Source organism: Streptomyces sp. NPDC102451 (assembly GCF_044765485.1).
Classification (GTDB): domain Bacteria; phylum Actinomycetota; class Actinomycetes; order Streptomycetales; family Streptomycetaceae; genus Streptomyces.
Genome location: NZ_JBIWKD010000016.1, coordinates 14,501 through 40,317, shown reverse-complemented (window position 1 = coordinate 40,317; position 25,817 = coordinate 14,501). Strand labels below are relative to the sequence as shown.

18 protein-coding genes and 2 pseudogenes are annotated in these 25,817 nt (G+C 70.4%); 13 read left to right on the top strand and 7 right to left on the bottom strand.

The features are described from left to right. Positions 1-100 precede the first annotated feature (100 nt). Positions 101-994, bottom strand: a complete 894-nt coding sequence (locus ACIRD8_RS28795; protein WP_403998045.1) for an alpha/beta hydrolase fold domain-containing protein — start codon at positions 992-994, stop codon at positions 101-103. 171 nt (positions 995-1,165) lie between these two features. Then, a pseudogene (locus tag ACIRD8_RS28790) lies at positions 1,166-1,348 on the bottom strand (LysR family transcriptional regulator); the annotation flags it as partial. 178 nt (positions 1,349-1,526) lie between these two features. On the opposite strand from ACIRD8_RS28790, the gene ACIRD8_RS28785 reads away from it, so the two are divergent. The 5 genes from ACIRD8_RS28785 (at position 1,527) to ACIRD8_RS28765 (ending at position 6,362) form a co-directional block, all read left to right on the top strand. After that, the gene (locus tag ACIRD8_RS28785) at positions 1,527-2,243 is read left to right on the top strand and encodes a GntR family transcriptional regulator (protein ID WP_403997675.1); all 717 of its coding nucleotides are present in this window, start codon (positions 1,527-1,529) and stop codon (positions 2,241-2,243) included. Positions 2,244-2,467: 224 nt separating this feature from the next. Next, entirely contained in the window at positions 2,468-3,784 is a 1,317-nt protein-coding gene (locus ACIRD8_RS28780; protein WP_403997672.1) for an MFS transporter, read from the top strand. A 63-nt stretch (positions 3,785-3,847) separates the two neighbouring features. Next, on the top strand, positions 3,848-5,209 hold the full coding sequence (locus ACIRD8_RS28775) for an acyclic terpene utilization AtuA family protein (RefSeq protein ID WP_403997669.1): 1,362 nt from the start codon (positions 3,848-3,850) through the stop codon (positions 5,207-5,209). 5 nt (positions 5,210-5,214) lie between these two features. Beyond that, positions 5,215-5,538, top strand: a complete 324-nt coding sequence (locus ACIRD8_RS28770; protein ID WP_403997666.1) for a DUF4387 domain-containing protein — start codon at positions 5,215-5,217, stop codon at positions 5,536-5,538. Next, positions 5,535-6,362 (top strand): poly(aspartic acid) hydrolase, encoded by an 828-nt coding sequence (locus ACIRD8_RS28765; protein ID WP_403997663.1) that lies wholly within the window; start codon positions 5,535-5,537, stop codon positions 6,360-6,362. The genes ACIRD8_RS28770 and ACIRD8_RS28765 overlap by 4 nt, the downstream gene beginning before the upstream one ends. A 901-nt stretch (positions 6,363-7,263) precedes the next feature. Here ACIRD8_RS28765 and ACIRD8_RS28760 read toward each other — a convergent pair. From ACIRD8_RS28760 to ACIRD8_RS28745, 4 genes and pseudogenes are all read right to left on the bottom strand, one after another. Beyond that, a pseudogene (locus ACIRD8_RS28760) lies at positions 7,264-8,502 on the bottom strand (glycoside hydrolase family 52 protein); the annotation flags it as partial. Positions 8,503-8,998: 496 nt separating this feature from the next. Then, on the bottom strand, positions 8,999-11,080 hold the full coding sequence (locus ACIRD8_RS28755) for a TIM-barrel domain-containing protein (protein ID WP_403997660.1): 2,082 nt from the start codon (positions 11,078-11,080) through the stop codon (positions 8,999-9,001). A 65-nt stretch (positions 11,081-11,145) separates the two neighbouring features. After that, positions 11,146-12,039, bottom strand: coding sequence for a carbohydrate ABC transporter permease (locus ACIRD8_RS28750; protein ID WP_403997657.1), 894 nt, complete (start codon positions 12,037-12,039; stop codon positions 11,146-11,148). Further along, positions 12,036-13,025: an ABC transporter permease gene (locus tag ACIRD8_RS28745; protein ID WP_403998042.1), complete on the bottom strand. Its 990-nt coding sequence runs from the start codon at positions 13,023-13,025 to the stop codon at positions 12,036-12,038. The genes ACIRD8_RS28750 and ACIRD8_RS28745 overlap by 4 nt, the downstream gene beginning before the upstream one ends. Before the next feature lie 572 nt (positions 13,026-13,597). On the opposite strand from ACIRD8_RS28745, the gene ACIRD8_RS28740 reads away from it, so the two are divergent. The 4 genes from ACIRD8_RS28740 to ACIRD8_RS28725 are packed head-to-tail and all read left to right on the top strand — an operon-like array spanning position 13,598 to position 19,126. Beyond that, positions 13,598-15,259, top strand: coding sequence for an extracellular solute-binding protein (locus ACIRD8_RS28740; RefSeq protein ID WP_403997654.1), 1,662 nt, complete (start codon positions 13,598-13,600; stop codon positions 15,257-15,259). Continuing rightward, positions 15,256-17,208: a hypothetical protein gene (locus tag ACIRD8_RS28735; protein WP_403997651.1), complete on the top strand. Its 1,953-nt coding sequence runs from the start codon at positions 15,256-15,258 to the stop codon at positions 17,206-17,208. Before ACIRD8_RS28740 ends, ACIRD8_RS28735 begins: the two co-directional genes overlap by 4 nt. A 44-nt stretch (positions 17,209-17,252) precedes the next feature. Next, positions 17,253-18,233, top strand: a complete 981-nt coding sequence (locus ACIRD8_RS28730; protein ID WP_403997648.1) for a hydroxyacid dehydrogenase — start codon at positions 17,253-17,255, stop codon at positions 18,231-18,233. Further along, positions 18,230-19,126: a sugar phosphate isomerase/epimerase family protein gene (locus ACIRD8_RS28725; RefSeq protein ID WP_403997645.1), complete on the top strand. Its 897-nt coding sequence runs from the start codon at positions 18,230-18,232 to the stop codon at positions 19,124-19,126. The genes ACIRD8_RS28730 and ACIRD8_RS28725 overlap by 4 nt, the downstream gene beginning before the upstream one ends. Positions 19,127-19,228: 102 nt before the next feature. On the opposite strand, the gene ACIRD8_RS28720 is transcribed toward ACIRD8_RS28725, so the two are convergent. Further along, positions 19,229-20,308, bottom strand: a complete 1,080-nt coding sequence (locus ACIRD8_RS28720; protein WP_403997642.1) for a LacI family DNA-binding transcriptional regulator — start codon at positions 20,306-20,308, stop codon at positions 19,229-19,231. A 477-nt stretch (positions 20,309-20,785) separates the two neighbouring features. Between ACIRD8_RS28720 and ACIRD8_RS28715 the strand changes: the two genes are divergently transcribed. The 4 genes from ACIRD8_RS28715 to ACIRD8_RS28700 all read left to right on the top strand — a co-directional run bounded on the left by ACIRD8_RS28715 (position 20,786) and on the right by ACIRD8_RS28700 (position 25,528). After that, positions 20,786-22,324, top strand: coding sequence for a choice-of-anchor Q domain-containing protein (locus ACIRD8_RS28715; protein ID WP_403997639.1), 1,539 nt, complete (start codon positions 20,786-20,788; stop codon positions 22,322-22,324). A gap of 94 nt (positions 22,325-22,418) precedes the next feature. Then, positions 22,419-23,873: a nitrate/nitrite transporter gene (locus ACIRD8_RS28710; RefSeq protein WP_403997636.1), complete on the top strand. Its 1,455-nt coding sequence runs from the start codon at positions 22,419-22,421 to the stop codon at positions 23,871-23,873. Continuing rightward, positions 23,866-25,056, top strand: a complete 1,191-nt coding sequence (locus ACIRD8_RS28705) for a glycosyl hydrolase (RefSeq protein ID WP_403997634.1) — start codon at positions 23,866-23,868, stop codon at positions 25,054-25,056. Before ACIRD8_RS28710 ends, ACIRD8_RS28705 begins: the two co-directional genes overlap by 8 nt. A gap of 106 nt (positions 25,057-25,162) precedes the next feature. Continuing rightward, positions 25,163-25,528 carry a substrate-binding domain-containing protein gene (locus ACIRD8_RS28700; protein WP_403997631.1) on the top strand — a complete coding sequence of 122 codons (366 nt, stop codon included), beginning with the start codon at positions 25,163-25,165 and terminating at the stop codon, positions 25,526-25,528. Positions 25,529-25,817: the final 289 nt, after the last annotated feature.

Below are 25,817 nucleotides of genomic sequence, written 5' to 3'. Positions count from 1 at the left end.
CTCCTTGTACCGCCGGGGCGGCACGCGGGAACACCAATGTCAGGTACTGACATCAGAATAACAGGCGATGTCAGTACCTGCCATCACACGCGGCGGCGTGTCAGGAGCGCAGGAGCGCGGCCATGGCCGCGCGCGCCGCGCGGCCTTCCGGGATCGGCAGCAAGGGATAGACGTGCACCATGCCCCGGGCCTCGTGGAAATCGACCTCGACACCGGCCTCGCGGGCCCTGCTGACCAGCAGGCGGACATCGGGGTACGTGATGTCGACCGTGCCGCTGAACACCGCGAGCGGGCCGAGGCCCGCGAGATCCGTGAGCAGGGGGCTGACGCGCATGTCGTCCAGGGGCAGGTCAGCCCGCCACAGGTCGATGGCTTCCCGGAGTCCGGGCCGGGCCAGCCAGGGGTCCCGGGGCTCCACGTCGTCGATCTCCGGGTTGCCGAGGCGGAGATCGAGGGCGGGCGAGATCAGGACGGTGCGGCGCAGGACGATGCCTTCCCGGCGCAGCAGCAGCCCGGCGGACAGGGCGATCTGCCCACCCGCGGAGTCCCCGATCACCGACACCTGTTCCGCACCGTGTTCGACGGCAAGGCCGCGCAGGAGCTCGGCGGCCCTGGGGACGACCGTGGCGGCCGTCCCCTGTGGTGCCAGGGGATATATGGGGACGACGATCCGGGTTCCCCCGGCCGCGGCGAGGCGGGCGATGAGCCTCCAGTGGTGGCCGGTGATCTCGTTGATCCAGGCGCCGCCGTGCAGATAGACGGCGTGGCGGTCCGGCCGGCCGCCCTTGCCCACCACGTCGTAGACCGGCCAGCCGCCGTCGTCGCGCACACTGATGTGCACGTCTCGCGACAGGCGCCGCGGGGGGCCGTACGCCTTCGGGCGCAGGCGGTCCCCGGCGACCTGGTCCAGGGTCGCCTGCGGGTTCGCATAGCGCCGTTTACGCCCCAGGACCGCGAGCACCGGAGGCATCAGACGGCTGGCGAGACTGGCCACGGGTATCTCCTCGCATCGGACCCGAGAGTGAGCCCGGGTCCGCTCGGCAGGCAGCAACCCCTCGATGATGCGGTCGAGTTGACACCCTGTCGACCGGCCGGTGCGCCCGCAGCGGCCCGGTACCGCGCTACGGGGCCACCGTCGCTCCCTCCGCCGCACGTTCTCCAGGTTCTTCAGGCGATAACTGGCGGTCGACGGCGTGATGAACACGGCGGAGGCGCCGAGGGAGAGGCTGTGCGCCTCCGCGATGGCACGGAAGAGCCGCAGATCAGAAAGTTCGTAACGCACGGCTTCTCCGTCCGGGGAGCCGCCGGCGCCGGACGCCAGGCGCACTCCATGTGATCCACACCTCATGTACGGCGCCCCACGCTACGACGCGTGCAGAGAGCAAGGAACTGTGAGTGCTGAGGGTCACAGGCCGACCCCCGTCCCCCTCCTGCTCCGGCAGGACCGCGGCGCCCGGCTCAGCCACGCGGCGTCGACCCTTGCCCGAACGGTTGACAGTCACGCTGTAGCAAATACGCTACGGGGCATGGAGCAACTCCCACACCTCACGTCTTCCGCATCCCTGGGCGACCAGGCGTACCAGGCCATTCGCGAGGCGATCCTGGCGGGCGTGCTGGAGCGCGGGCAGAAGGTGACCGAGCGAGGGCTGGCCGACTCCCTGAGCATCAGCCCCACCCCGGTACGCGAGGCGCTGCGCCGCCTGGAGCAGGACCGGCTGGTGAAGCGGGCCGGCCCGCGTTCCGTGCACATCGCGAAGTTCGAGGAGGAGGAACTGCGGGAGTTCACCATGATCCAGGACGTGCTCCGCGCACTGGCCGCCCGGCTGGCCGCGGAGAAGTCGACCGCCGCCCAGCGGCGGGAGATGCGCGACGTCCTGGACACGGCCGATGCCCTGCGCGGCAGGGCGGCCGCGGCGGGGGCGGGAAGCGAGGAGGAACAGGACCTGGTCACGGAGATCCTGGACTGCATGCGCCGGTTCCACGCCCTGGTGGACCGGGCCGGCGCGAACCCCACCCTGATGCAGATGCTTCACATGGTGGACGCGTTCGGGATCGACGAACGGCGCAGCACCGTCCTCAGCGACCTCCACGCCGACCGGGGCGCGGTCGACGAGCGCTATCGGCAGCACCGGTCCATCTACGACGCCATCGCCGCGGGCGACGGCGATCTCGCGGCGGAACGCATGGCCGCCCACAGCCGTACCGCGAACTCACCCCTCATCGCGGAACGGTACGCAGACTGAGGAGGCAGGCGGGCGCCTGCCCTGCCTGACACCCAGGATGCTATAGCAAATCGCAAGAGTCTCTCCGGGGTCGACTTCACAGCGGCCCCCTGCAGTCAGGCAGCTCACCCCGGTGGGGCGCCGGAGAATCACCGGACATACACCCGCTCGACAGTCGCACGGGACGCGGCCGTACGAGCATTTCGTCAACCATTGATGCTATGGCATATGGCAAAGGAGCCGCCATGCCCGCCAACCTCGCCCCCGGGTCGAAGAAGAGCCGTGACACCGGGGCCGATCCACATCCCGCCGGCCGTCCGGTGCACCGCACCACCGTCCTCTGGGTCGCGCTCGCCGTCTTCGCCCAGGAGTCGGTGTGGAACTTCTACGACGCACAGGTCCCGGGTGAACTGCGCCAGTACCTGACTTCGGCGGGCCTCGTCGGGCTGATCATGGGCCTGGACAACATGCTCGGAGTGCTGATCCAGCCGTGGATGGGCTTCGTCTCCGACCGGCGCGCCCGCGACGGCAGGGGGCGCTGGGCGATCATCCTCATCGGGGCCGCCCTGGCGTCCGTGCCCTTCGCCCTGATCCCATGGACGAAGAGCCTCCCGGCGCTCATGGTGTGCGTCATCGCCTTCGCCGCGACCGCGAACGCGTTCAAGGGCGTGACCGAGACGCTGGTCTCCGATTACGTCACGCCCGCTCACCGGAGCAGGGCCCAAGGGTTCGTGAAGGCCGGGGTCGGCCTCACGATCGTCGTCTCCTCGCTGATCAGCCTGCTGGTCATCGACCGCAGCATCAGCCTCGCCTTCGCCATTCCGCCCGCGCTCATGCTGCTGCTGATCTCCACGTCCTGGCTCTTCCTGGGACGCAGGCCCACCGTCCACGCGGCGCACGCCGAACCACCGGTGACGGGTCGGGGGACAGCACCACAGGAGGGAGCGGCGGAGCTGACCTCCCCCTGGGCCGTCGTCAGGAACCTCGTACGCGAGCCGTCCCGTGCCCGGCTCCTCCTCATGCTCGGCATCTTCTGCTTCGCCGGCATGTGGTCCGCCCTGCGCTCGCAGATGACGCCCTACGGCATGGAGACGCTCGGCCTCTCGCGGGGCGCCGCCGGCGGACTGGCCCTGCCGGGCGCCGTCGCCTTCCTGGTGTGCGTGGTCCCGCTCGCCTACGTCTCGTCCAGACTGGGTCAGGTGCGGGCCATCCGGTACGGCGTCGGGGTCTTCATCGTCGGCCTGCTCATCGGCTTCGCCTCCCCCACGGTGCCGGGCACCGTCATCGCCATGGTCGTCACCTCGGCGGGCTATGCGGCCTTCGCCGTCAACGCCCTCGTCGCCCTCTGGAACCTGGCCCCGAGCCGTCATGTGCTGGGCACCTACACCGGCCTGTACACCGTCGCCTCCTCCACCGGCGCGGCGCTGGGACCCGCCCTGCTCGGCTTCACCGTCGACCTCACGGGCTGGCGCTACATGCTCCTGAACGGCGCCCTCTTCGCCGTCGTCACCTTCGCCGTCTTCACCCGCCTGGCCCGGCGCACCCCCGCGCCACCGGCCTGACCTGCACCTCCCGTAAGTCCTCCACCCCCTCCCGTAAGCCCCCCGAAGGAGACACAGACACTGATGGAACTCCGCATCCTCGCTCCCACCGGTGCACTCGGCGCCGGCTTCGACGCCGGCGCGTTCGCACAGGGCGTGGCCGCCCGGCCCCATGTCATCGCCTGCGACGCGGGCTCCACCGACTCCGGACCGGCCGCACTCGGCTCCGGCGTCCCCAAGCTGTCCGACCAGGCCGTCGCCCGGGACCTGCGCCTGCTCCTGAAGGCCCGTGACGAACTCGGCGTCCCCCTGATCATCGGCTCCTGCGGCACCAGCGGCCGCGACACCGGCGTGGACGGGGTCGCCGCGCTCGTACGGGCCCTCGCCTCCGAGGAGGACCTCCACTTCACCCTCGGCCTGATCTACTCCGACCAGTCCGGCGACCGCCTGCGCTCCCTCTTCGACGCCGGCCGCATCAAGCCGCTGCCCCACGCACCCGCCATCGAGCGGGAGTTGTTCGACCGCAGCCACACCGTCGCCATGATGGGGGTCGAGCCCATCCAGGACGCCCTGCGCTCCGGGTGCGACGTCGTCCTGACCGGACGGGCCAGCGACACCGCCCTGTTCGCCGCGCTGCCCCGGATGCGCGGCGCCGACCCCGGCCTGACCTGGCACATGGCCAAGACCATCGAGTGCGGCGCGGCCTGCGCCGTCCCGCCGTCCGCCAACGGGCTCCTGGTCCACCTGCGCGACGACCACTTCGACGTCACCACACTCGCCGAGGGCAGCCGGCTCACCCCCCGCTCGGTGGCCGCGCACACCCTGTACGAGAACGCCGACCCGTTCCACGTCGTCGAACCCTCAGGCGTGCTCGACACCTCCCGTGCGACGTACGAGGCCGTCGACGAGCGCACCGTGCGGGTACGCGGAGCAGAGTTCCGCCCCGCCGAGGGCTACACCAACAAGCTGGAGGGCGCCGAACTCGTCGGCTACCAGACCGTCGTCATCGGCGGCGTCCGCGACCAGGTCGTCATCCGGCGGCTCCCCGAACTCCTGCCGTTCGCCAGGAAGTACTTCACGGACAAGATCCTCGACGTGTTCGGCGGCGCCGTCGACCCCGACACCGTCGACATCGACTACCGCCTCTACGGCGACGGAGCCGTCCTGGCCACGGCGGAACCCGAACCGCTGCACCCCCGCGAACTCGGCGTCCTGATCACCGTCACCGCACCGGACCAGCCCACCGCGCACGCCGTCGCCACGTTCGTCGCCCACGCCAGCAGCCATCTGCCCATACCCGAGTACGACGGCCTGGTCTCCACCCTCGCGTACCCCTACTCCCCTCCCGAGACGGACCGCGGGGCCCTGTACCGCTTCACGCTCAACCATGTCGCCACCGGGGTCACCCCCACCGAACTGTTCCGCACCACCACCGAGGAGCTGTAGACCCCATGGCCACCCTGCTCGACCACTGCTCCCTGGTGCGCTCCAAGAACGCCGGGCCCTTCACCCTCACCTTCGACTTCATGTGCCACGACCGGGCCGCCTTCGACGCGCTCGTCGCCTCGGGCTTCCTCGACAAGGGCCTCTTCGCCGAGCTGTACGGGGCCGACCCCGAGGACATCCTCGTCGTCAACCACCCCCTCGCACTGGCGGTCAAGGTCTCCCTGCCCCGGCCCACCGTCCAGGGCGAGCTGCGCGACAGCGACTGCTACGCCGGACAGCAGTACGCGCCCCTGATGGACCTCACCTTCGACACGGAGCCCCGCCCATGACCACGGAACGCCCGCTCACACCGGCCGACTTCCCCCCGGGCCACCCCGCCTGGTCCCTCCTCACCGGCCCCACCCCGCTGTTCGCCCTCGCCCAGGACCCGCGCTTCTCCTACTGCCTCTACGTCCCCCGGGAGTACCGCGCGAACGGACCCGCGTACCCGCTGGTCGTCGCCGTACACGGAACCCGCCGACGGGCCGAGACGCTCCGCGACGCCTTCGCCCGCTTCGCCGAGGAACACGGCTGCATCGTCCTGGCGCCGCTCTTCCCGGCGGGGATCACCGGCCCCAACGACCTGGACAGCTACAAGCTCCTGTCACCGGTGATCCGGGCCGACACGCTGCTGCTGCACATGGTCGACGAGGCCGCTGCCCGCTGGAACGTGGCGAAGGACCGCTTCCATCTGCACGGCTTCTCCGGCGGCGGCCAGTTCGCCCACCGCTTCGCCTACCTGCACCCCGGCCGGCTGGCATCCCTGTCGGTCGGGGCGCCCGGCCGCGTCACCTTGCTCGACGCCACCCTGCCCTGGTGGCACGGCACCGCCGACATGGCGGAGAAGTTCGGCGCCGAGGCCGACCCGGCCGCGCTACGGCACCTGCCCGTGCAGCTGGTCATCGGTGAGGGCGACACGAGCACCACGGACCTCTCCCCGGACGGCCCGGACCCCGCCGGCGCCCACCGCACCGATCGCCTCGCCGCCCTGCGGGACAACTGGCACGCCCACGGCATCAGCACCCGCCTGGACACCGTGCCGGACGTCGCCCACGACCACTTCGGTGTCCTGCCCACCGTCCAGCGCTTCCTCGCGGAGCAGCTCAGGACGTAGCGGGCTCCGGCCGAGGGGCGGGACGCGGAAGCCCGCGGCCGGAAGGTGCTCATCGCTGCGCGGTCTCGTTCAGCCAGAGGGCCGCGGTGACACCGCGCGGATAGTAGCGGCTGGCCATGACGTCGCCGGCGAGCATCTGATCGCTCCAGGCCGATGCCGCGTTCCCCGTCCGCAACAGCCATGACATGTGGGCATCGTCGGCCTGCGTGTCCTGGCTGGCCGGCCGGCCCAGGATGTGACGGGCGACGAACTGGCAGAGGTAGATCTTGCTCAGCCAGGAGTTGTCGCTGCTCGCGGAGAGCTTCCAGCCCCCGTCCGCGAACAGGCACGTTCCGGGGGTGAGTACCGCGTCGAGGTGAACGCGCAAGGCCGAAATGAGCTCGCCGTAGGGGCCGTCCGTGGCGAGGACATCGGTGAGGCCGGCCGCCCACAGGTGAGCGAGGCCTTCGATCACCGGAATGGTGACGCTGCGCGACCCGTCATCGAGCAGGGCCGGAACGACTCCTCGGCCGTCCCGGTGCGCCAGCACGGTCCCGGCGCAGCGACGTGCCTGTTCCTCGGCGAGTCTCCCTGGCACGCCCTGCAGCGTGCGTGCCAGCCACACGTACGCCGCGAACGTCTTGACCGCCAGATAGGCGCTGCGCCGCGCCTGCCCGAGGGATGCGTCCAGACTGTCGTACGTGGTGATCTCACCGCTGCTGCCGCACCGGACTCCGTCCAGGCTCATCACTCCGTCCCGCAGCGCAGGATCCGGATGATCTCGGTTCACCAGACTCTCGAGACATCTCCGGAGGAGGGACAGCTTGCCGCTGAGCCAGCCGCTGTCGCCCGAGGCATTGACGTAGACGGCGGCGCACAGGACCCAGTTGACGAGCTGTTCGTGGGACATGTGGGAGAACAGGCCGTCGGTGCCGGAGCGCTCGTAGGAGGAGTGGCCCGGTGGTGAGAACGCGTTGGCGAAGCCCATGTCGTGGGTGAAGGCGATGCCCCCGGGGTGCTCGACCGCTTCGCCCGGCAGCCGCGCCCGGTCGTCGTAGGCGTACCGCTCCGCGAACTGGTCGAGCACGTTGCGGATGGTCCACGGGTTCTGCTGTGCCTCGAAGAAGACCTGGTCGGCGGTGAGGTCGAAGGTGTTCATCATGCGGTACTCGCCCTCGTTGACCACCCAGTGAGCTGCGCCGTTCTCGTCCAGGGCCTGGGTCGAGGCGAAGTATCCACGCGTGGCGTGGGCCAGCATGAAGCGTTGCGAGGCGCTCAGGTGCGGCGCGTCGAACCGGGCGGCGTCGCGTTCGCACCGCGCCGTGAGGGCGGCGAAGTTGCGGGTCGCGTGGTCGGCGACGTCTTCGATCGTCGGGAACCAGCGTGTGTAGAGGTACGACATCGGTCGCCCCGTGGTGGCGAGGCCCGCGCGGTGGAAGCACACCGCCACCCGGATCGTGCGCCGGGTGCCGGCCGGGACGTCGGCGACGAGGGCGGCCGCCGGGCCCAGGCCGAAGCCCCAGTTCTCACCCTCGGGGGAATTGACGATGTCCTCGAGGTCGAAGCCGATGGCGGAGCAGACGCCGTCGTCGCCGGTGGTCAGTGCGGTGCAAGCGCCCTGACCCACCCCTGCGGTCAGAGTCCCGGTCCGTTCGAAGTGGCGCATGCCTCGGGTGCGGTCGCTTCCCTGGTAGCCGAAGAACGCGCGGCGCGCACGGGTGCCGCCGGTGTTGTCGAGGGTGAGCTCGGTGAAGACCGCCGGCAGGAACGCCGTGGCGAGTTGTTCGTCGGTGGCCGTGTCCGGGTCGGGAAGGGGGCCTGTGGGCGACCACACGGTGAAGGTGAGGTCCCCGGCGGTCCAGGTGTCGCGGCCTGCCGTCATGTCGCGTGACAGCGCCTCGTCGGGGAACGCCACGAGCGGACGGTCACCGACAGCTCCCGTCCGTACGGCCTCGGAGTCGAAGCGCAGCCGATCGTCGGGGGCGGGCGAGAAGAAGGGAAGCGCCTCGAACCGTTCTCCGTCCGCGGACTCGGCGCCGATCCACACGTTGTCCTGGGACGGCCCTGTGTGTCGACCGTGATGCCGTGCGGGCTGTTGAACCGGCCGGGCAGGGGTGCGGGCGCGACGGTCGCGCCCTGCGCGTCGGTGGTGTTGGGCCATGCCTGCCGGAGGGGCGCCACGTCGTCGAGGCCGACGCGCTCGATCAGCTTTCCCTCGCGGTCCAGATGGGCGAACGACGCCTCCAGCTCCCCCACCAGCAGAGAGCCCCGGTGAAGGGCCACACTGCTCGGTTTGCGCAGCCCCTCGGCGATCGTGCCGATGAGAGCACCATCCGGATCCACCGCGACCAGACGGTTGTTCTCCCGGTCGGCCACGATGATCCGGACCTCGGCCTCGCTGTCGTCCAGCGCCATGGCGTGCGGGCAGTGGAAGGCACCGTCCCGGCTCGCGGCCACCGGGCCGAGGTAGTCGCCCCCGGCCCCGTAACGGTGGATCAGACTCTGCCCGTATCCGTCCGACACCCACACCTCCCCCGTTACGGCGACCGGCAGGACAGCTGTCGGCGGGGGAGAACGTCACCAGCCTGCCGTCGGGAAGGGTGGTGATGTCGCTGTGCGCCCAGTGCGGGCCGCTCATGTCACTCCTCGGTGCAGGGTTACGGAATGGGGGGCGCGGCAGGTTCGAGGGCCGCGCGGGCTGCGGGTCCGGCCTGTTCACCGATCCACAAGGGCGCGTGCTGCAGGGCGAGGTCCACCTCTCGCCAGCAGGGTCCGGACACCGACGCTCCGGTGGCGTAGTGCGTCCACTGCCCCGGCGGGAACCAGACGTGCCTGCGTCCGCCGGGCGCGTACAACGGTGCGACGAGCAGGTCGGGGCCCAGCAGGTACTGGAGGTCCGCGGCGTGGGCGTCGGGCCGCCCCGGATGGTCCAGGAACATGGACCGCATCAGGGGCAGACCGGTGCGCACGCTGTGCGCCGCCTGTTCCCGCAGATACGGGAGGAGGCGTTCGCGCACGCGGGCCGCCGAGAGCACGGCGTCGAAGGCGTCCTGCGGGAAGTCCCAGGGAAGCCGGGAGGTCATCCCGTGGAAGCGGGCCATCGGTGAGAGAAGGCCGAACTGGGCCCACCGGACATAGAGTTCGGGGGTCGGCGTGCCATGGAATCCGCCGATGTCGTGGCTCCAGAAGGGCTGTCCGGTCAGGCCGAGCGAGAGCCCGCCGCGCAGCACCGAGGCGAGGTCCTCCCAGGTGGAGTTGGGGTCGCCGGCCCACTGCACGGCGTGCCGCTGTCCGCCGGTCCAGGAGGAACGGCCCCAGACCATGCCGGTGCCGCCGGTGACCTCGCGCAGCACCTCGGACACCAGGTCGTTGTAGAGCAACGGGTAGAGGTTGTGGAGCCGTTCGCCCGACATGCCGTTGTGGGCGACGGCGTCGCGCGGGACGCCTTCCCCGAAGTCGGTCTTCATCGCGTCGGCTCCCGCGGCGAGCGCCTCGCGCAGCAGTTCCCGGTACCAGGAGACGGCGCCCGGATGGGTGAAGTCGACCATGGCGACGTCGGGGTGGAAGCCGCTCCAGGCGTCACTGATCCAGGGTGTGCCGTCCGCCGTGCGCAGGAAGTAGCCCGAGCGCTCCGCCTCGGCGAATCTCGGGCTCCCCGTACCGATGTAGGGGTTCATCCAGAGACAGGTGCGGAAGCCCTGGTCCCGCAGGCCGGTGATCAGGCCCTTGGGGTCGGGGAACGCCCGCTCGTCCCAGCGCAGGTCGGACCAGCTGCCGTGCTCCTGCCAGTGGCAGTCGATGTGGATCACCGAGCACGGCAGTCCGTGCTCCCTGACCTCCGCGGCCCGCCGGGTGACGCCGGCGGCGTCCTCGGCGGCGAATCCGGAGGAGACCCACGGCCCGAAGGCCCAGTCGGGCGGGAGCAGGGCCGGTCCCGTGAGTGCGCGGTGCGCGCCCAGGCAGGTCCGGGGGTCGCCCGCGATGAGGTAGTAGTCGAGCTGTTCGTCGGCGACGCTCATGGACCAGGCGGCGGTGTTGCTGTGGGCGAGGTCGAACAGCGCGTGGCCGGTGGTGTCGACCAGGACGGCGTAACCACGGCTGGAGAGGAGCCAGGGGCTGGCCTTGTAGGCCCGGCTGCCGGAGGTTCCCATGGCGTCCTGGATCCAGCAGCTCACCTGGCGGCCACGGAGATCGGGTCCGGTGAACTGCTCGCCGAAACCGTAGAACCGTTCGTCGGGCGCCGCGGTCCAGGTGTCGTGATGGACGAGCGAGCCGTCCGTCAGCTCGGTGACCCCGAGCGGGAGCACCGTCAGGACGTCGTCCGGCTGCCGGTCGTCCCCGTTCTGCCGCAGTACGTCCCCCGAGGGGCCGGGGGTCAGCCGGAACGACATGTGGAACGGGTCGAGGTCCACCCGCAGGGCGGCGCTCGGGGTGATCAGCTCGACGTGGGTGTCGTGGAGTACGACGCGTCCGGATCCACGGCCGGGGTCGGCGACACTCACCCGCGGGCTCCGCGCGACACCGGCCATCCGCAAGGTGACCCGCACCGAACCGGCCGCGGCCGCGGCCAGCCGCAGGGTGCCCTCGCGCCCCTGCTCGGTGTGGACCCGCAGGGTCAGGGAGTCGCCACCGGTCCCGGCCGCCTCGGCCCGGACGACCGGGTCGAGGGCGCCTGCGGCCTCCATGGAGGGAGGCGGAGCGATGAAGGGGTTCACGGCGCGTGGGTGCAGGGAGGTCATGTGTTCCTCGGGGTGCGTCGGGGATTGCGGTGGAACGCCCACGTGGGCGCCGCGCGGCGGGCCGGTCAGCCCTTGACGGCGCCGGTGAGTACGCCCTTGGAGAAGTGGCGCTGGATGAAGGGGTAGACGCACAGGATGGGGATGACCGCGAGTACGACGACCGCCATCTGCACCGCCTGCTGCGGCGGCGGCACGTCGCCCGCGCCCTGGTCCATGCCGGCCAGCGGCGCGCCCTGCAGCACATAGGTGCGCAGGACCAGCTGGAGGGGCCACTTGGTGGAGTCGGAGAGGTAGAGGGTGGCGCTGAAGAAGGAGTTCCAGTAGGCGACGGCGTAGAAGAGGCCGACGACGGCGACGACGGCCTTGGACAGCGGGAGGACCATGGTGCGCAGGATGCGCCACTCGCCCGCGCCGTCGATCCGTGCGCTGTCCAGGAGTTCCTGCGGGATGCCCTGGAAGAACCCTCGGACGATGACCACGTTGAACGCGCTGATCGCGGTGGGCAGGATCAGGGACGCGTAGTTGTCCAGCAGGCCCAGCTGCTTGACGACGAGGTAGCTGGGGATGATGCCGGGGGTGAAGAGGAAGGTGAGCAGGACGATCAGGAGCAGCGGCCTGTGGAAGACCGTTCCCGACCGGCTGAGTCCGTAGGCGGTCAGCACGGTGACGGTGAGGCTGATCGCGGTGCCGACGAGGGTGACGCCGGCGCTGACGAGTACGGCTCGGGTGACGATGCCGCCCGACAGTACGGATGTGTAGGCCTCGAAGGTGGGGTGGGACGGCCACAGGACGAAGCCGCCGCCTCCGCTGATCTCGGCCTGGCCGGCGAGGCTGGTGGAGATCACGATGAGGAAGGGGAAGGTCACCGCCAGGACGATCGCGGTCAGCACGAGGCCCTTGGCCGTGTTGCCCAGCCGGGTGGGCGGCTCCATCCAGGCGGGACGGATTGCTGAGCTCATTTCGAGTACACCCCTTGCTCTCCCAGCGCCCGTGCGGCGCGGTTGGCGGCCAGGACGAGGACCAGGCCCACCACGCCCTTGAAGAGACCGGCGGCGGCCGCCACACTCCAGTCCCCGTTGGCCACGCCGTGGAAGTACACGTAGGTGTCGAGCACTTCACCGGCCTCCGGTCCCACCGCGTCGCGTTGGAGGAGGATCTGCTCGAATCCCACGGACAGGCTCTCGCCGAGGCGCAGGATGAGGAGCAGGACGATCATGGGGCGGATGCCGGGCAGCGTGATGTGCCACAGCCGGCGCCACCGGCCCGCGCCGTCGACGACGGAGGACTCGTAGAGCTGGTCGTCGATGGTGCTCAGTGCGGCGAGGAAGATAATCGTCCCCCAGCCGGCGTCCTTCCAGATCGTCTGGGTGGTCACCAGGAAGGTGAAGGTGTCGGGGTTGGTCATGATGTCGACGGCGTGCCAGCCGTGGTCGCGCAGTGTCTGATTGATGACACCGGCACCACCGAGGACCTGCTGGAACAGGGCGACGATGATCACCCAGGACACGAAGTGCGGGAAGTAGACGACCGTCTGCACGAGGCGTTTGATCCGGGTGCCGACGATGCTGTTCAGCAGCAGGGCCAGGGCGATGGGCAGCGGGAAGAACAGCACGAGCTGGAGCCCGGTGATCTCCAGCGTGTTGCGCATGGACTGCCAGAAGGCGGGGTCCGCGAACAGCGTGCCGAAGTTGTCGAACCCCACGAACTCGCTGTCCTGGATCCCCACGTACGGCAGGTAGTTCTGGAAGGCGATCACATTGCCGAGCAACGGCACGTAGTTGAAGAGCACGAAGAGCAGCAGCCCCGGGACGACCATCAGCAGCAGTGACCGGTCGCGGCGCATGCGCCGCAGGAGGCCGGTGGGCTTCAGCTGCTGCGGTGGTTTCCCCGCGCGCGGGGGTTTCCGTTCCGCGCTCTTCGGCGGGTCGCTGGTTCGCGCGGTTATCGCCACGGCACTTCTCCCTGAGATCGGTCCCGGTCAAAGGACCGGTGGGAAGACATGCGGTCCGGGCCGGGGCAGTCGTACGAGCCGGAGCCGGCCGGCCACTCGGCCGGTGGTGACCACCTGCCTGGCCGGGACCTTAAAAGGTTTACAGGAACGTCGTCAATACTTTCGCCAGCATTTACAGCGGGCCATGCACGGCGGGATCACCGCCCTTGCGGACATCATCCCAGGTCACGGGAGTCGACGGGGGATCCGGCAGGGCGTCCGAGTCAATCACCATGCCGAATCGGGCCGTTGCGGCCGTCCAGTGCCGCGACACGGGCGAACGAGGCGCCTACCTCGACGAATACGGTAAGGCCACCCGGTGGACGGAGCCGTACGCGACCTTGAGTTCGTACCAAAACCTTGCGTCTGGCGCGCACGCTATGCACACTACCGAGAAAACGTTTCCAGCCTGTTGCTCGCAACATTGGCGTGACAGACCGCCGCAGGCGGGACGTCGACGACGCGCTGATCCGCCCGGGCGGACGAGCACTCGGCCGCTCCCCTCCTCCGACCTCAGGACGTCCCTCATGGCTCCTCGTGTCCCATCCCCACTCGACCGCCGCACGTTCCTGCGCGGAGCGGTCCTCACCGTCGCCGCGGCGTCGGTGGGCGCCCCGCTGCTCACCGCGTGCGGAGGAGGTGCCCGGTCCGCGGGCGCCTCCGGCCCGAAGGCGGCCCTGCCCGCGTACGTTCCCGCCCTGAAGGCGAAGCCCGACCTGGTGGGGACCGCGGACGGCGTCCAGGACGGCTTCACCCGGCCCCTCACCTCGTCCTACCGGTCCGTGACCGGCAAGGTCGGCACCGGCAGCGCCGTGACGGCGATGATGCTCACCTACACACCGCCCCCGCCGGCGGCCGCCAAGAACGTCTACCTGCAGGAGGTGAACAAGCAGGCGAACACGAACCTCAAGGTCCAGGTCACCCCGGCCGCCGACTACCCGTCGAAGTTCGGCGCCGTGACGGCCGGCGACGCGCTGCCCGATCTCGTACAGATGCCGCTGTTCATGAATCTGCCGCACCTGGACGAACTCCTGGACTCGCGCTTCGCGGACCTCTCCGACCACCTGTCGGGCGACAAGGTCAAGGCGTACCCGAACCTGGCGGGCATACCGACCTACGCGTGGAAGGCCGCGCGGATCCGCGGCCGCATCTACGGCATCCCGCTGCCCCGGCCGCTGGTCTCCGCGCCGATGCTGGTGCGCCAGGACCTCCTCGCCAAGGAGGGGCTGCAGCACCCCGGCACCGCGGACGAGTTCGTCGAGTTCTGCAAGGCGCTCACCGACGCCAAGGCGGGGCGCTGGGCCCTCGGCTCCGACTCCACGTACATGTTCAACGTCAACTGGTTCGGCCAGATGCACGGTGCGCCGATGCACTGGGGGCTGGGGCAGGACGGTTCCCTCGTGAAGGACTGGGAGACCGACGAATTCGCCCAGGCGGTGGAGTTCGCCCGCAAGCTCAGGTCCGCCGGGTACTTCCACCCGGACGCCGGCGCCGTCAGCGTCGTACAGGTCAAGGAGCAGTTCGCCCAGGGCAAGGTCTTCATGTGCCTGGACAGCCCGATGGGCTGGCCGGCGTACTACGAGGTCTACGGCAAGTCGATCCCGGGCCTGGACGTCGACGCCCTGGTCCCGTTCGCGCCCGGTGGCGGCCCCGCGAAGCAGTACCTGGACACCGGGATCTACTCGATCACCGCGCTGAAGAAGGCGGACAAGGACCGCGTCGAGGAACTGCTGCGGGTCATGAACTTCCTCGCCGCCCCCTACGGCAGCCAGGAGTACGCGCTTCTCAACAACGGCGTCAAGGGCACCGACCACACCGTCGACTCCAAGGGCACCGTCACGATGACGGACCGCGGGACGTCCGAGAAGAACGTGGCTCTCTACTACCTCACGGTCGGCGCCCCCGTGCTGACCAGCCCCAACTACCCGCACTACGTCGAGCAGGCGTACGCCTGGCAGAAGAAGGTCGTCCCCGGCGGTGTCTCCGACCCGACCAACGGGCTGTACTCCGAGACGGCCTCCCGGGTCAACAGCCAGCTGACCAAGGCCATGAACGACAGCCTGCTCGGCATCATCTCCGGGCGCCGCCCCCTCTCCGACCTCAAGTCCGCGGTCACCACCTGGCGCAACGGCGGCGGCGACACGATGCGCGCCGAGTACGAGAAGGCTCTTGAGGAGGACACCAAGTGAGCGATCGGGACACGGCATCACCCCGCTACCCGGAACAGGTCTCCCTGTTCGACCCCCTCGCCGCCCGGCTGCCCAGGCCCAACCCGTACGACGTGCGGATGATGCTCGACCGGGCACCGGCCGACTGGCAGCCGTTCGCCGCGATCGACGACCGCGCGGCCTGGGAGACGGTCGGCCGGAACATCGGCGCCGGCCGCGAACGGCTGGTCGGGGACGGCCGGCTGCTCGCGGACCGCGGGCTCCTCCCCATGCCGGTCCGGGCCTGGCGCGCCATGATGCTCGACGGCGAGCCCGCCCCCTACGTCGACCTGTGGATGGAGCGGCGCACCGATCTGGCGAAGCTGCTGATGGCGCACCTCCTGGAGCCCGCGGAGTCCACCCTCGACGCGATCATCGACCTGGTGTGGGCCACGTGCGAGGAGACCAGCTGGGCCAATCCGCAGTACGACCCCCTCGTCGAATTCCCCGACGCCGACGATCACATCGTCGATCTCTGGTCGAGCATCACGGCGGTCGGCCTCGCCGAACTGTGCTCGGTCCTCCGGCCCGTGCTCCCGGCGGCGGTACTGACGAGGGTGGAGCGGGAGATCGACCGCCGGGTCATCACGCCCTACCTCGCCACCGACACCTGGTGGTGGATGTACGAGGGTGCGAAGCGGGCGAGCAACTGGGACGCGGTCTGCAACTGGGGCGTGGTGGGAGCGGCGCTCTACGTCGAGCGTGACCACGCCCGGCTGTCGTCGATCCTGTGCAAGTCCGCCCGCTCGCTGGAGGACTACCTGGAGAACTTCGACCCCGACGGCGGCACCAGCGAGGGCACCGGCTACTGGAACTTCGGCTTCGGTTCGTACTGCCAGCTCGCCGATCTCGTGGAGCGCCGCACCGGGGGCGCGCTGAACTGGTTCGACGCGCCGATCGTGCGACGCGTGGCCGAGTTCCCGCTGCGGTCGCGCCTCACGGTGGATTCCTGGCCCACGTTCTCCGACGCCACGCCCGATCCGCACTTCAACACCACGCTCCTCCTCGGCCTCGGCCGCCGCCTGGGCATCGAGGACCTGGTCACGCTGGCGTCCACACGGGCGGGCAGCGACCGCTGGATGATCGGGAACTCCCCCGTGACCCAGGCGCTGCGCACCACCTGTGCCGGGTCGCTCGCGAAGGACGGCCCGATGCCTCCGATGCAGGGGACCTCCCAGTACTTCCGCGGCGTGCAGTGGCTGCTCTCGCAGGCCGACCCCGACGACGAGGACACCCTCGCCCTCGCGGTCAAGGGCGGCCACAACCTCGAACTGCACAACCAGAACGACCTCGGCTCCCTCATCGTCAGGGCGGGCGGCGAGGACCTGGTCGTCGATCCCGGCCGGGGCCGCTACGTCCGCGACTACTTCAGCCCCGACCACCGGTACGAGTTCTTCGTCAACCGGTCCTTGGGACACCCCGTGCCCCTCCCCGGCGGGGTCGAACAGCGCGAGGGCCATGAGTACCGCGCCACCGTGACGACGCTGGAGCAGACGGCGCAGACGGACCGGATCGTCCTCGACCTCACCGCCGCCTATCCCGAGGAAGCCGCGCTGCGCCGGCTGGAGCGGACCGCGGAACTCCACCGTGACCAGGCGCGCGTCGTCCTGACCGACCACTTCTCCTTCAGCGCGCCGCGGCGGGCCGAATCGGCGATCGTGACGCACGCCCAGGTCGTCCGCGAGGACGGAAGGCTGCTTCTGCGCGGGGAGAAGGCGACGCTGGCCGTCAGCTTCGACCCGCGGTGGGTGGTCGAGGTGCACGCCGAGGACGCCCTGGATCTCTTCGACGGCCCCAGGGACGCCACCCGGGTGGCGTTCCGCACACCGGACGACGTGTCCGAGACGGCCCTCACCCTGGTGATGACCCGGCTCGACGAGGACGTCCCGCGCACACAGCACCCCCGGCCGCCGCTGCCGGCGTCCCGCTGAACCCTGAAAGGCAAACTGTGTCAGACCCCGTAATCATGGTGGCCATGCCCGACGAGCTGATTTCCCGGCTCTTCGGGGGACCGGCCTGGGACACGCTCTGCTCCCTGGGGCGCGTCCTCGTCTCACCCACCCCCGACGACCATCTCAGCCCGCAGGCACGAGGCATGCTCGGCCAGGCGGAGGTACTCGTCACCGGGTGGGGATCCGGCATGGTGGACGCGTCCGTGCTGGACGCCGCCCCCCGCCTCAAAGCCGTGGTGCACACCGCGGGTTCGGTGAAGGCCTTCGCCTCCCCGGACTGCTACGACCGGGGAGTCGCCATCTCCTCCCAGGCGGCCGCCCTCGCGGACCCGGTCGCCGAGTACACCCTCGCGATGGTCCTGCTCGCGGCCAAGGGGGCCTACCGCGCGCAGCGGATCTACCGTGCCCGGCGCGCGACGTTCGACACACAGACCGAACTCGCCTCGTACGGCATCAACGGCACACGCGTCGGCATCATCGGGGCCTCGGTCATCGGCCGGAAGGTCATCGAGCTGTTGCGCCCGTTCCGTCTGGAGCTGGTCCTGTCCGACCCGACCATCGACGACGCCACGGCACGGGAGCTCGGGGTCGAACCGGTCGGGCTGGACGAGCTCATGGCGACCTGCCCGGTGGTCTCCCTGCACGCTCCGATCCTGCCCACCACCATCGGCATGATCACCGCGGACCGTCTGCGCTCCCTTCCCGACGGCGCCACCTTCATCAACACGGCCCGTGGGGTGCTCGTCGACCAGGACGCGCTGATCGCCGAGCTGGAGACCGGGCGGATCGACGCCATCGTCGATGTCACCCACCCCGAGGTCAACGACGTCGCGTCGCCCCTCTGGGATCTGCCGAACCTCGTCCTGACCCCGCACATCGCGGGACCGACGGGCACGGAGCTCGGACTCCTCGCCTCGTCGGCCCTGGAGGAGATCGCCCGCGTGCTCAGCGGCAGGACACTGCACGGGGCCGTCGAGCCCTCCCGCTACCACGCCGTGGCATGAGGACGGGGCAGGCGACGATGGCGAACACCCGCACGCCGGGACGCCGTTGGACCGTGGGCGCCTCGACGCTCGGCGCGCCCGGTGAGGAGCTGTCCACGGTGCTGCGCTGGCTCTCGGAGGCCGGCGCGCGGACCATGGAACTGCGTGTGGCCGAAGACCAGCCGGTGCACGTGGACAGCGGTCCGCAGGAACGCGCCCGGGTCAGGCGGCAGATCGCCGCATCCGGGGTCGAGTTGCTCTCGTGCTCCTCGTACGTCCGGCTCGGCGCCGGGTCGGACGACCGCGAGGTGACCGGCGATCTGGAACGCCACCTGGAGCTGGCGGCGGATCTCGGGGCCCGCTTCCTGCGGGTGTTCCCGGGGGCGGCCACGCTGCCGGGACCCGGCGACCGCCCGCCTCTCCTGGAGGACGGCAGGGAGGAGACGGACGACCGCATCGTGCGCCGACTGGCCTCCGTCGTGGCCACGGCCGCGGACCTGGGGGTGCGGCCGGTGCTGGAGACCCACGGTTCCCATCCGCGCGGGCAGGACGTGGCCCGCGTGCTGGACGCGCTCGACGCCCGGGCACCCGGGCACGGGGTGGGAGCGATCTGGGACGTGGAGCACCCCTTCCGCACCGGCGAGGCGCCGGCCCGCACCTGGCAGGAGATCGGGCGGCGTGTCCTGCACGGCCGTGGCTTCGTACAGGTCAAGGACGTCGGCTCCGTGCTGGACCCGACCCCGGTGCCGGTGGGCCGGGGGATCGTGCCCCTCGCGACGATCCTCGGTGTGCTGGAGGCGGGTGGTTACGCGGGCCCGCTCTCCCTGGAGTGGGAGCGCGCATGGCACCCCGAGGTGGCGCCCCTTCCGGTGGCCCTCGCCTCACTGAACCGCTGGCTGACCAAGTCCCTCTGAACGCCGCGACGGCCCGGCAGCCCGGCTGCCGGGTCGTCGGGTCGTCGCGGTGAGGACGAAAGGGGGCCTCGGCCCGCACGGCCGGACGCCCCCCAGGGGCTCTCAGGGGCCGGTGCGGGCCCGGTTGCGGACCGAGTCGCGGGTGACGATGTGCGTGCCCAGGACGACGTGCTGACGGTCGCGGGCGTCGCCGTTACGGTGCAGGGCCATCCGCACCGCGGTACGGCCCAGCTCCTCGTGCGGCAGGTGCACCGAGGTCAGTCCGGGATGCAGGTCGGAGGCCACGGGCAGGTCGTCGTAGCCGACGATCGAGATGTCCTCGGGCACGCGCAGACCGGCCGCGCGCATGACCTTCATCGCGCTGGCCGCCATGTCGTCCGTGCCCGCGTACACCGCGGTGAAGTCGACACCCGAGTCCAGCGCCTGCCGCATCGCCTCCGTGCCGCCGCGGCGGGTGAACTCCGTGCGGAAGACGAGCCGGTCGTCGTAGGGGATGCCGTGATCGGCGAGGGCCTGCCGGTATCCCTTCAGGCGGTTCTCCGCGACGGTGCTGTGCGGGATTCCGGACAGGTGCAGGATGCGCTCGTGGCCCGCGGACAGCAGATGGCGCGTGACCGCGTACGAACCGCCTTCGTTGTCGTACTCCACCACGGAGGCGGGGACCCGCTCGCCCAGCGACGGCCGGCCGCAGAGCACGAGACGGCCGCCGGAGGCGTCCAGCGCGTGCGCCGCGGCGATCATCCGCTCCTCGTACTCGGGCCCTTGGACCGCGCCGCCGACCACGATGATCGCCTCGGCGCCCTGCTCTCGCATCATGGACACCATGGCCATCTCGCGTTCGAAGTCACCGCCGGTGGAACAGATCAGGCACATACGCCCCTCGGCGGCGGCCTGCTGCTCCACCCCGTGGCACACCTGGGCGAAGAACGACGCCGTGAACTCGGGGACCACGATCGCCACCGAGCCGGGGCCGGAACCCACCAGCGCGCGGGCGTGGGCGTTCACCACGTACTCGAGGTCCTTGGCCGCGGCCACCACCCGCTTGAAGGTGTCCGAGCCCGCCGCGGCCTTGCCGGACAGCACACGCGACACCGTGGCGATGGACACATCGGCCCGTGCGGCGACATCTCGGATGGTCGCCCGCCTGCCGAGCCCCTCGGCCGACTTCTCACCCTGACGCACAACCCGCTCCTACCCGCTGACCTTGCTCGATGAAACATTTACAGACTACGTCTTCACGTAGTTTTGACCGGCGGCCATCCACTGTCAACGAGGAACAGCGCCTCCAGACAGCCTCCAGACGGACCTTAAAAGGTTTTCTGGAACATGGTCAACATCATGACGTAACTGCACGTCACCCCTGGAGGGCGGCCCTCGGTACGCGGCCACACACCCGCCGGACACCGAATAGTTGGCGGACTCCGCGACGCAGAAAGTCTGTAAAGTTTACGAGAACGGTTTCTTGTGATCACATCGACGATCTGTCACAGTCGTGTCGCACCCGAACCGCCGCCCCCGCCCCCAGCACGCCTCGGAGGCTCGCCGGTCCCCCCATCGCGCCGATGCGACCGGACGGCAGGGCGAAGCGCCCCCACTGTTCTCGACGTGTGCCCCGGTGCGACTGCCGAACAGCCGTACCGGGGAGCGAAAGGTACTCAGATGAGCCGCACCAGAAACCGCCTCGCAGGCAGCGCCCTCGCACTCGGCACCCTGTCGCTCCCCATGCTCCTGGCCGGCGCCACCCCGGCGCAGGCGGCCACCACCACGTACTACGTGAGTCCTTCGGGATCCGACACGAATCCCGGCACCTCGGACGGCGCGCCGCTCAAGACCCTCCAGAAGGCGGCCGACCTCACCGAGCCCGGCGACACCGTGTCCATCATGAAGGGCACCTACACCGAGTCGGCCGAGGGACGGGACGTCCTCACCATCAGGCGCTCCGGGAGCGCGGGACTGCCGATCACCTTCAAGGCGTATCCCGGTCACCATCCGGTCATCCACCCGGTCACCGGCTGGAACGGGATCAACATCTCCGGCGCCTCCTACATCAGCATCAGGGGCCTGGAGGTGGCGGGAGACATCCCCGGGCTCACGCTCGCCGACGCGGAAGCCCACGCCGTGCCGGGCAAGCCGAAGTTCAACACCAACTGCATCGCGGCGTACAAGAACACGACGACCGGCCTCACGTCGCACCACATCGACATCATCGGCAACGATGTGCACGACTGTCCCGGCGGGGGCATCTCCGCCATCGATGCCGACCACGTCACGATCGACGGCAACAGCGTGCACCGGACCTCCTGGTACAACGTGTACGCCACCAGCGGCATCTCGATCCTGCGCGCGCTCGACAGCGACAAGGGCGATCCCGGCACGTACAAGATCCGCATCACCAACAACGTGGTCAACGACAACGAGACCAAGATCAAGTGGCATGACTGCGACTGCTACTCCGACGGGAACGGCATCATCGTCGACACCCTGAAGGGCAAGCCGGCCGGCGAAGGGTCCGACTACGACGGGCGGGTCCTGGTGGCGAACAACCTGTCCTTCGACAACGGCGGTTCCGGTATCCACTCGTTCAAGTCGCAGCACGTGGACATCGTGGGCAACACCGCGTACTACAACTCCCGTTCGTCGCGGCAGACCGGGTACGCCAACGTCTACGCGCTCCAGAGCACGGACGTGCGCCTCCTCGACAACATCTCCTACGCCCGCGCGGGCAAGCCGACCAACCTGACCGCGGGCAACAAGGACGTCACCTACGACTCCAACATCTACTTCAACGGGGCCGCGCCCGAGACCACCGGGCCGCACGACCTCGTGGCGGACCCGAAGCTGGTGAGCCCCGGCACCGACCCCGCAACCGCCGACTTCCGGCTGCGGGCGGACTCCCCCGCCGTCGACAGCGGCGTCGCGTTCCCCGCGGTCGACAAGGACCTCGACGGCAACAGCCGTCCCGCCGGGAGCGGTTACGACCGCGGGGCCTACGAACGTACGGCGCAGGGGGCCGGCCTGGAGCCTCAGGGCAGCCGCGACGCGCAGGTGGAGGCCGCCGCGGCCGACACGTCCGCGGACACCGCGCTGGCCTCGACCGGCTCTTCGACGGCCCCGGCCGTCTGGGGTGCGGTCGTCCTGGCCGCCGGCGCCGGAATCCTGGTGCTCGCACGCCGCGGGCGCGCCCACCGGCGCGGCTGACCGGCGCGGCGGAGCCGCCCACGTCCGTACCCACACGTCTGTACCCAGAGGTCCGTACCCACACGTCCGTACCCCAACCAGGGAGGGAACCACCGTGCAGCAGCCATCGCGGGCCCGCCGCCGAGCGCGGGGAGCGGGGCGCGGGCCGGGGCACCAGGCGGCCGGGGCTCTTCCCGGTGATCCGCCGGGCCCGAAACCCAGGGCCTACGGCGCGTGGGCGGCCTGGGGCACCGGGGTGGCCGTCTACGTCTTCGCGGTGGCGCAGCGCACCAGCCTGGGAGCGGCGGGGCTCGACGCGGCCGAGCGCTTCGGAATCAGCGCCTCGGCCCTGTCCGCCTTTCCCGTCTTCCAGGTCCTCGTCTACGCCGTGGCGCAGATCCCCGTCGGACTGGCCATCGACCGCCGGGGACCCCGACGCGTCCTCGCGACGGGGCTGGTGCTGCTGATCGCCGGACAGTTCGGCTTCGCCTTCGCGACGAACTATCCGTCGGCTCTCGTCTCGCGCACGGCGCTCGGCTGCGGCGACGCCATGATCTTCGTGAGCGTGCTCCGTGTCGTCACCAACTGGTTCCCCTCCCGCAGGGCTCCCTTCATCGCTCAACTCACCGGTCTGGTGGGGACCCTGGGGAACCTGTTCGCCGTCACCGCGCTCACCTCCATGCTGCCGGTGCTCGGGTGGACGGTCACGTTCGCCGTCACCGGCGCGCCCGGATGTGCGGTGCTGGCGGTGGTCCTCCTGTTCCTCCGCGAGTCCCCGGACGCCCCGTCGCCGCTGTCCGGCATGCGGTGGCCCCGGCTGCGTCCCAGGCGCCCGCACGGTCCGTCCGTACGGGGGCGGAAGCAGGAGGCCGGCCCCGGGGCAGGGGCGCTGACCCTGGCGGCACAGGTCAGGGGGGCCTGGCAGGAACCCGGCACCCGGCTCGGCATGTGGGTGCACTTCACCACGTCGTGCTGGGCCTCCCCGTTCCTCCTGCTCTGGGGGCTGCCCTATCTCGTCGACGGCCAGGGGCTGAGCCGCTCGGAGGCGGGGTCGCTCCTGGGGATCGTCGTCGTCATCGGCATGGGGTACTCGCTGCTGTTCGGCCAGTTGCTGTCGCGTCGCCCTCAGGCCCGGACCCCGCTGATGCTGACCGTGGTCCTCACCACCTGCGTGCTGTGGGGGGCGGTCCTGGGCACCCCGCCGGGACACACTCCCCCGTGGCTGCTGGTGACCCTGGCCGTCGTGCTCGGCGCCAACGGCCCCGCCTCGCTCGTGGGCCTCGAGTACGCCCGCCCCGTGAATCCGCCGGCCCGGGCCGCCACCGCGGCCGGAATGGTCATCATGGGCGGCTTCACCGCCACCATCCTCGCGCTCCTGGCCATGGGAGCGGTGCTCGACGCCCTCACGCCGCCAGGTTCCGGCGGCTACTCCCCGACGGCCTTCCGCATCGCGTTCCTGGTCCCGTACGCGACGACAGCCCTCGGGCTCGTCCAGATCCTGCGGCTGCGCGGAAAGGCAGCAGCCCTCGAACAACCGTATCGAACTCGTTCTGGAGAACCTCATGCATGACACGCACCACGCCGGCCCCCGGTTCGGGGTCAACTACGTCCCGAGCCACAACTGGTGGTACTGCTGGACCGACTGGGACGCCGACTCCGTCCTGTCGGACCTGCGTGCCATCGCCGCGCTCGGCATGGATCACATCCGAATCCAGCTGATCTGGCCGGTGTTCCAGCCCAACCCAACCATGGTCAGCCCCATGGCGCTGCGGCGCCTGCGGGAGCTGCTCGACCTCGCCGACCGGCCGGACACCGGACTCGACGTGAGCGTGAGCGTCCTCGACGGCTGGCTCAGCGGCTTCGCGTTCAGGCCGGCCTGGCTCAAGGACCGGAGCATGATCGCGAACGAGGACGTGGTCCAGGCGGAGCTGCGCCTCCTCGACGCGCTCGGTGCCGCGGTCGGCACGCACCCGCGTCTCCTCGGGTTCGACCTGGGCAACGAGATCTCCGTCATCAACGACGAGATACCGCCCGAGGTGGGGGACCGCTGGGCCGCCCGCCTTCTGGACCACTGCGAGCACCTCGCACCCGGTCGCTTCCACGTCAACGGGGTCGACCACCTTCCGTGGCTGGAGGGCAAGGCGTTCTCGCGGCAGGGGCTGGCGACCACCGGCAGCGCGAGCGTGCTCCACACCTACCCGTACTGGACGGGAGTCCTCGAGAAGCACGGCCCCGACGGCACGGGCACGCTCCACCTCGGCGAGTTCATGGCCGAGCTGGCCGAGGCGTTCGCCGTGCGGCCCGGCCGGCCCAAGTGGCTCCAGGAGTTCGGCGCGTCACCGGCCGAACGTGCCAGGGAGACGATCCCCGACTGGGCCGAGACCTTCGTGCGCAACACCGTTTCCTCGTCCGGCGTCTGGGGCTGCACCTGGTGGGGCAGCCACGACATCGACCGGCGGTTCTCCGAGTTCGACGAGTACGAGTACGAACTGGGCCTCCTCACCGTGGACAACCAGGTCAAGCCGGCCGGCCGCAGGATCGCGGACCTCATCTCCGAATTCCGCAGCAATCCCCCGGCACCGCTCCCCCGCACCACCGCTCTGGTCGTCCAGGACATCGGGAAGGCGGGACTCGACGTCGCCGAGGCGTTCTTCGCACTGATCGACGAGGGAATCCGCCCTGCCGTCGTCACGGCCGAGCGGGCCGGGGACGACGCCTACCTCGCGTCGCGCAACATCACCGAACTGCGGTGACCGCCCGCCCCGCTGCCAACTGATCGGCCACCGGGCCGCGTTGACAGCGGGGACGGTCAGGCTGAAATGATTGCCGCGAAGGTAATCAGACCTGACCTTTCGGCGCGTGCCCTCGACGCCGCAGGCGCCCGCCTGGTCATGTGCGGACGGCCCGTACGACGACACCCTCGTCCTGTGGGGCGGCTCCACCAGGGCGGGGGGCACGGCGCTGATGCACCGCGCACTGCGTGCCGGCCTGCGTCACTCGGCGAACTTCGCCGGAAACGACCTGGCGGCGGCAGGCGCACTGCCCGTCCTGCGGAAAGCAGGCATCCGGGTACCCGAAGACGTTTCCATAGCCAGTTACGACGGCTTGTCCCTCGCCGTCGATCTCCATCCTGCACTGACCTCCGTCCACCTCCCTCATGAGGAGATCGGCCGCACCGCCGTGCGCGTCGCCCCCCCCCACCCACCGGGACGGTTCGGCCCATGACCGTCGGCACGTGACGCTCGGGACGCACATCGTCCTGCGGGCCTCGACCCCCGTAGAAGGCGCCGAAGGCGCAGGTCCACGGCTTCCCGGCCGTCGCACCCCGGCCGGACGCCCCACCGGGCATGCCGGGCCGCCCGTCACGCGACCGGCGCCCCCACGGCGTCTCCATGACGCGCAGGGGCGCCGACGGCACCAACTCCCCCTCCACCAGAGCCGGGAAGCCTGCGCCGCGCAGCCGGGACAGCCGGGCTCCGCCTCGCTCCAGGCACATCGACGGCACATCGGTGTT

Bases quoted from the DNA above. Each gene is read 5' to 3' on its own strand.
- ACIRD8_RS28785 (WP_403997675.1), top strand. From the start codon at position 1,527: ATGGAGCAACTCCCACACCTCACGTCTTCCGCATCCCTGGGCGACCAG.
- ACIRD8_RS28780 (WP_403997672.1), top strand. From the start codon at position 2,468: ATGCCCGCCAACCTCGCCCCCGGGTCGAAGAAGAGCCGTGACACCGGG.
- ACIRD8_RS28775 (WP_403997669.1), top strand. From the start codon at position 3,848: ATGGAACTCCGCATCCTCGCTCCCACCGGTGCACTCGGCGCCGGCTTC.
- ACIRD8_RS28770 (WP_403997666.1), top strand. From the start codon at position 5,215: ATGGCCACCCTGCTCGACCACTGCTCCCTGGTGCGCTCCAAGAACGCC.
- ACIRD8_RS28765 (WP_403997663.1), top strand. From the start codon at position 5,535: ATGACCACGGAACGCCCGCTCACACCGGCCGACTTCCCCCCGGGCCAC.
- ACIRD8_RS28755 (WP_403997660.1), bottom strand. From the start codon at position 11,080: ATGACCTCCCTGCACCCACGCGCCGTGAACCCCTTCATCGCTCCGCCT.
- ACIRD8_RS28750 (WP_403997657.1), bottom strand. From the start codon at position 12,039: ATGAGCTCAGCAATCCGTCCCGCCTGGATGGAGCCGCCCACCCGGCTG.
- ACIRD8_RS28740 (WP_403997654.1), top strand. From the start codon at position 13,598: ATGGCTCCTCGTGTCCCATCCCCACTCGACCGCCGCACGTTCCTGCGC.
- ACIRD8_RS28730 (WP_403997648.1), top strand. From the start codon at position 17,253: ATGCCCGACGAGCTGATTTCCCGGCTCTTCGGGGGACCGGCCTGGGAC.
- ACIRD8_RS28725 (WP_403997645.1), top strand. From the start codon at position 18,230: ATGAGGACGGGGCAGGCGACGATGGCGAACACCCGCACGCCGGGACGC.
- ACIRD8_RS28715 (WP_403997639.1), top strand. From the start codon at position 20,786: ATGAGCCGCACCAGAAACCGCCTCGCAGGCAGCGCCCTCGCACTCGGC.
- ACIRD8_RS28705 (WP_403997634.1), top strand. From the start codon at position 23,866: ATGCATGACACGCACCACGCCGGCCCCCGGTTCGGGGTCAACTACGTC.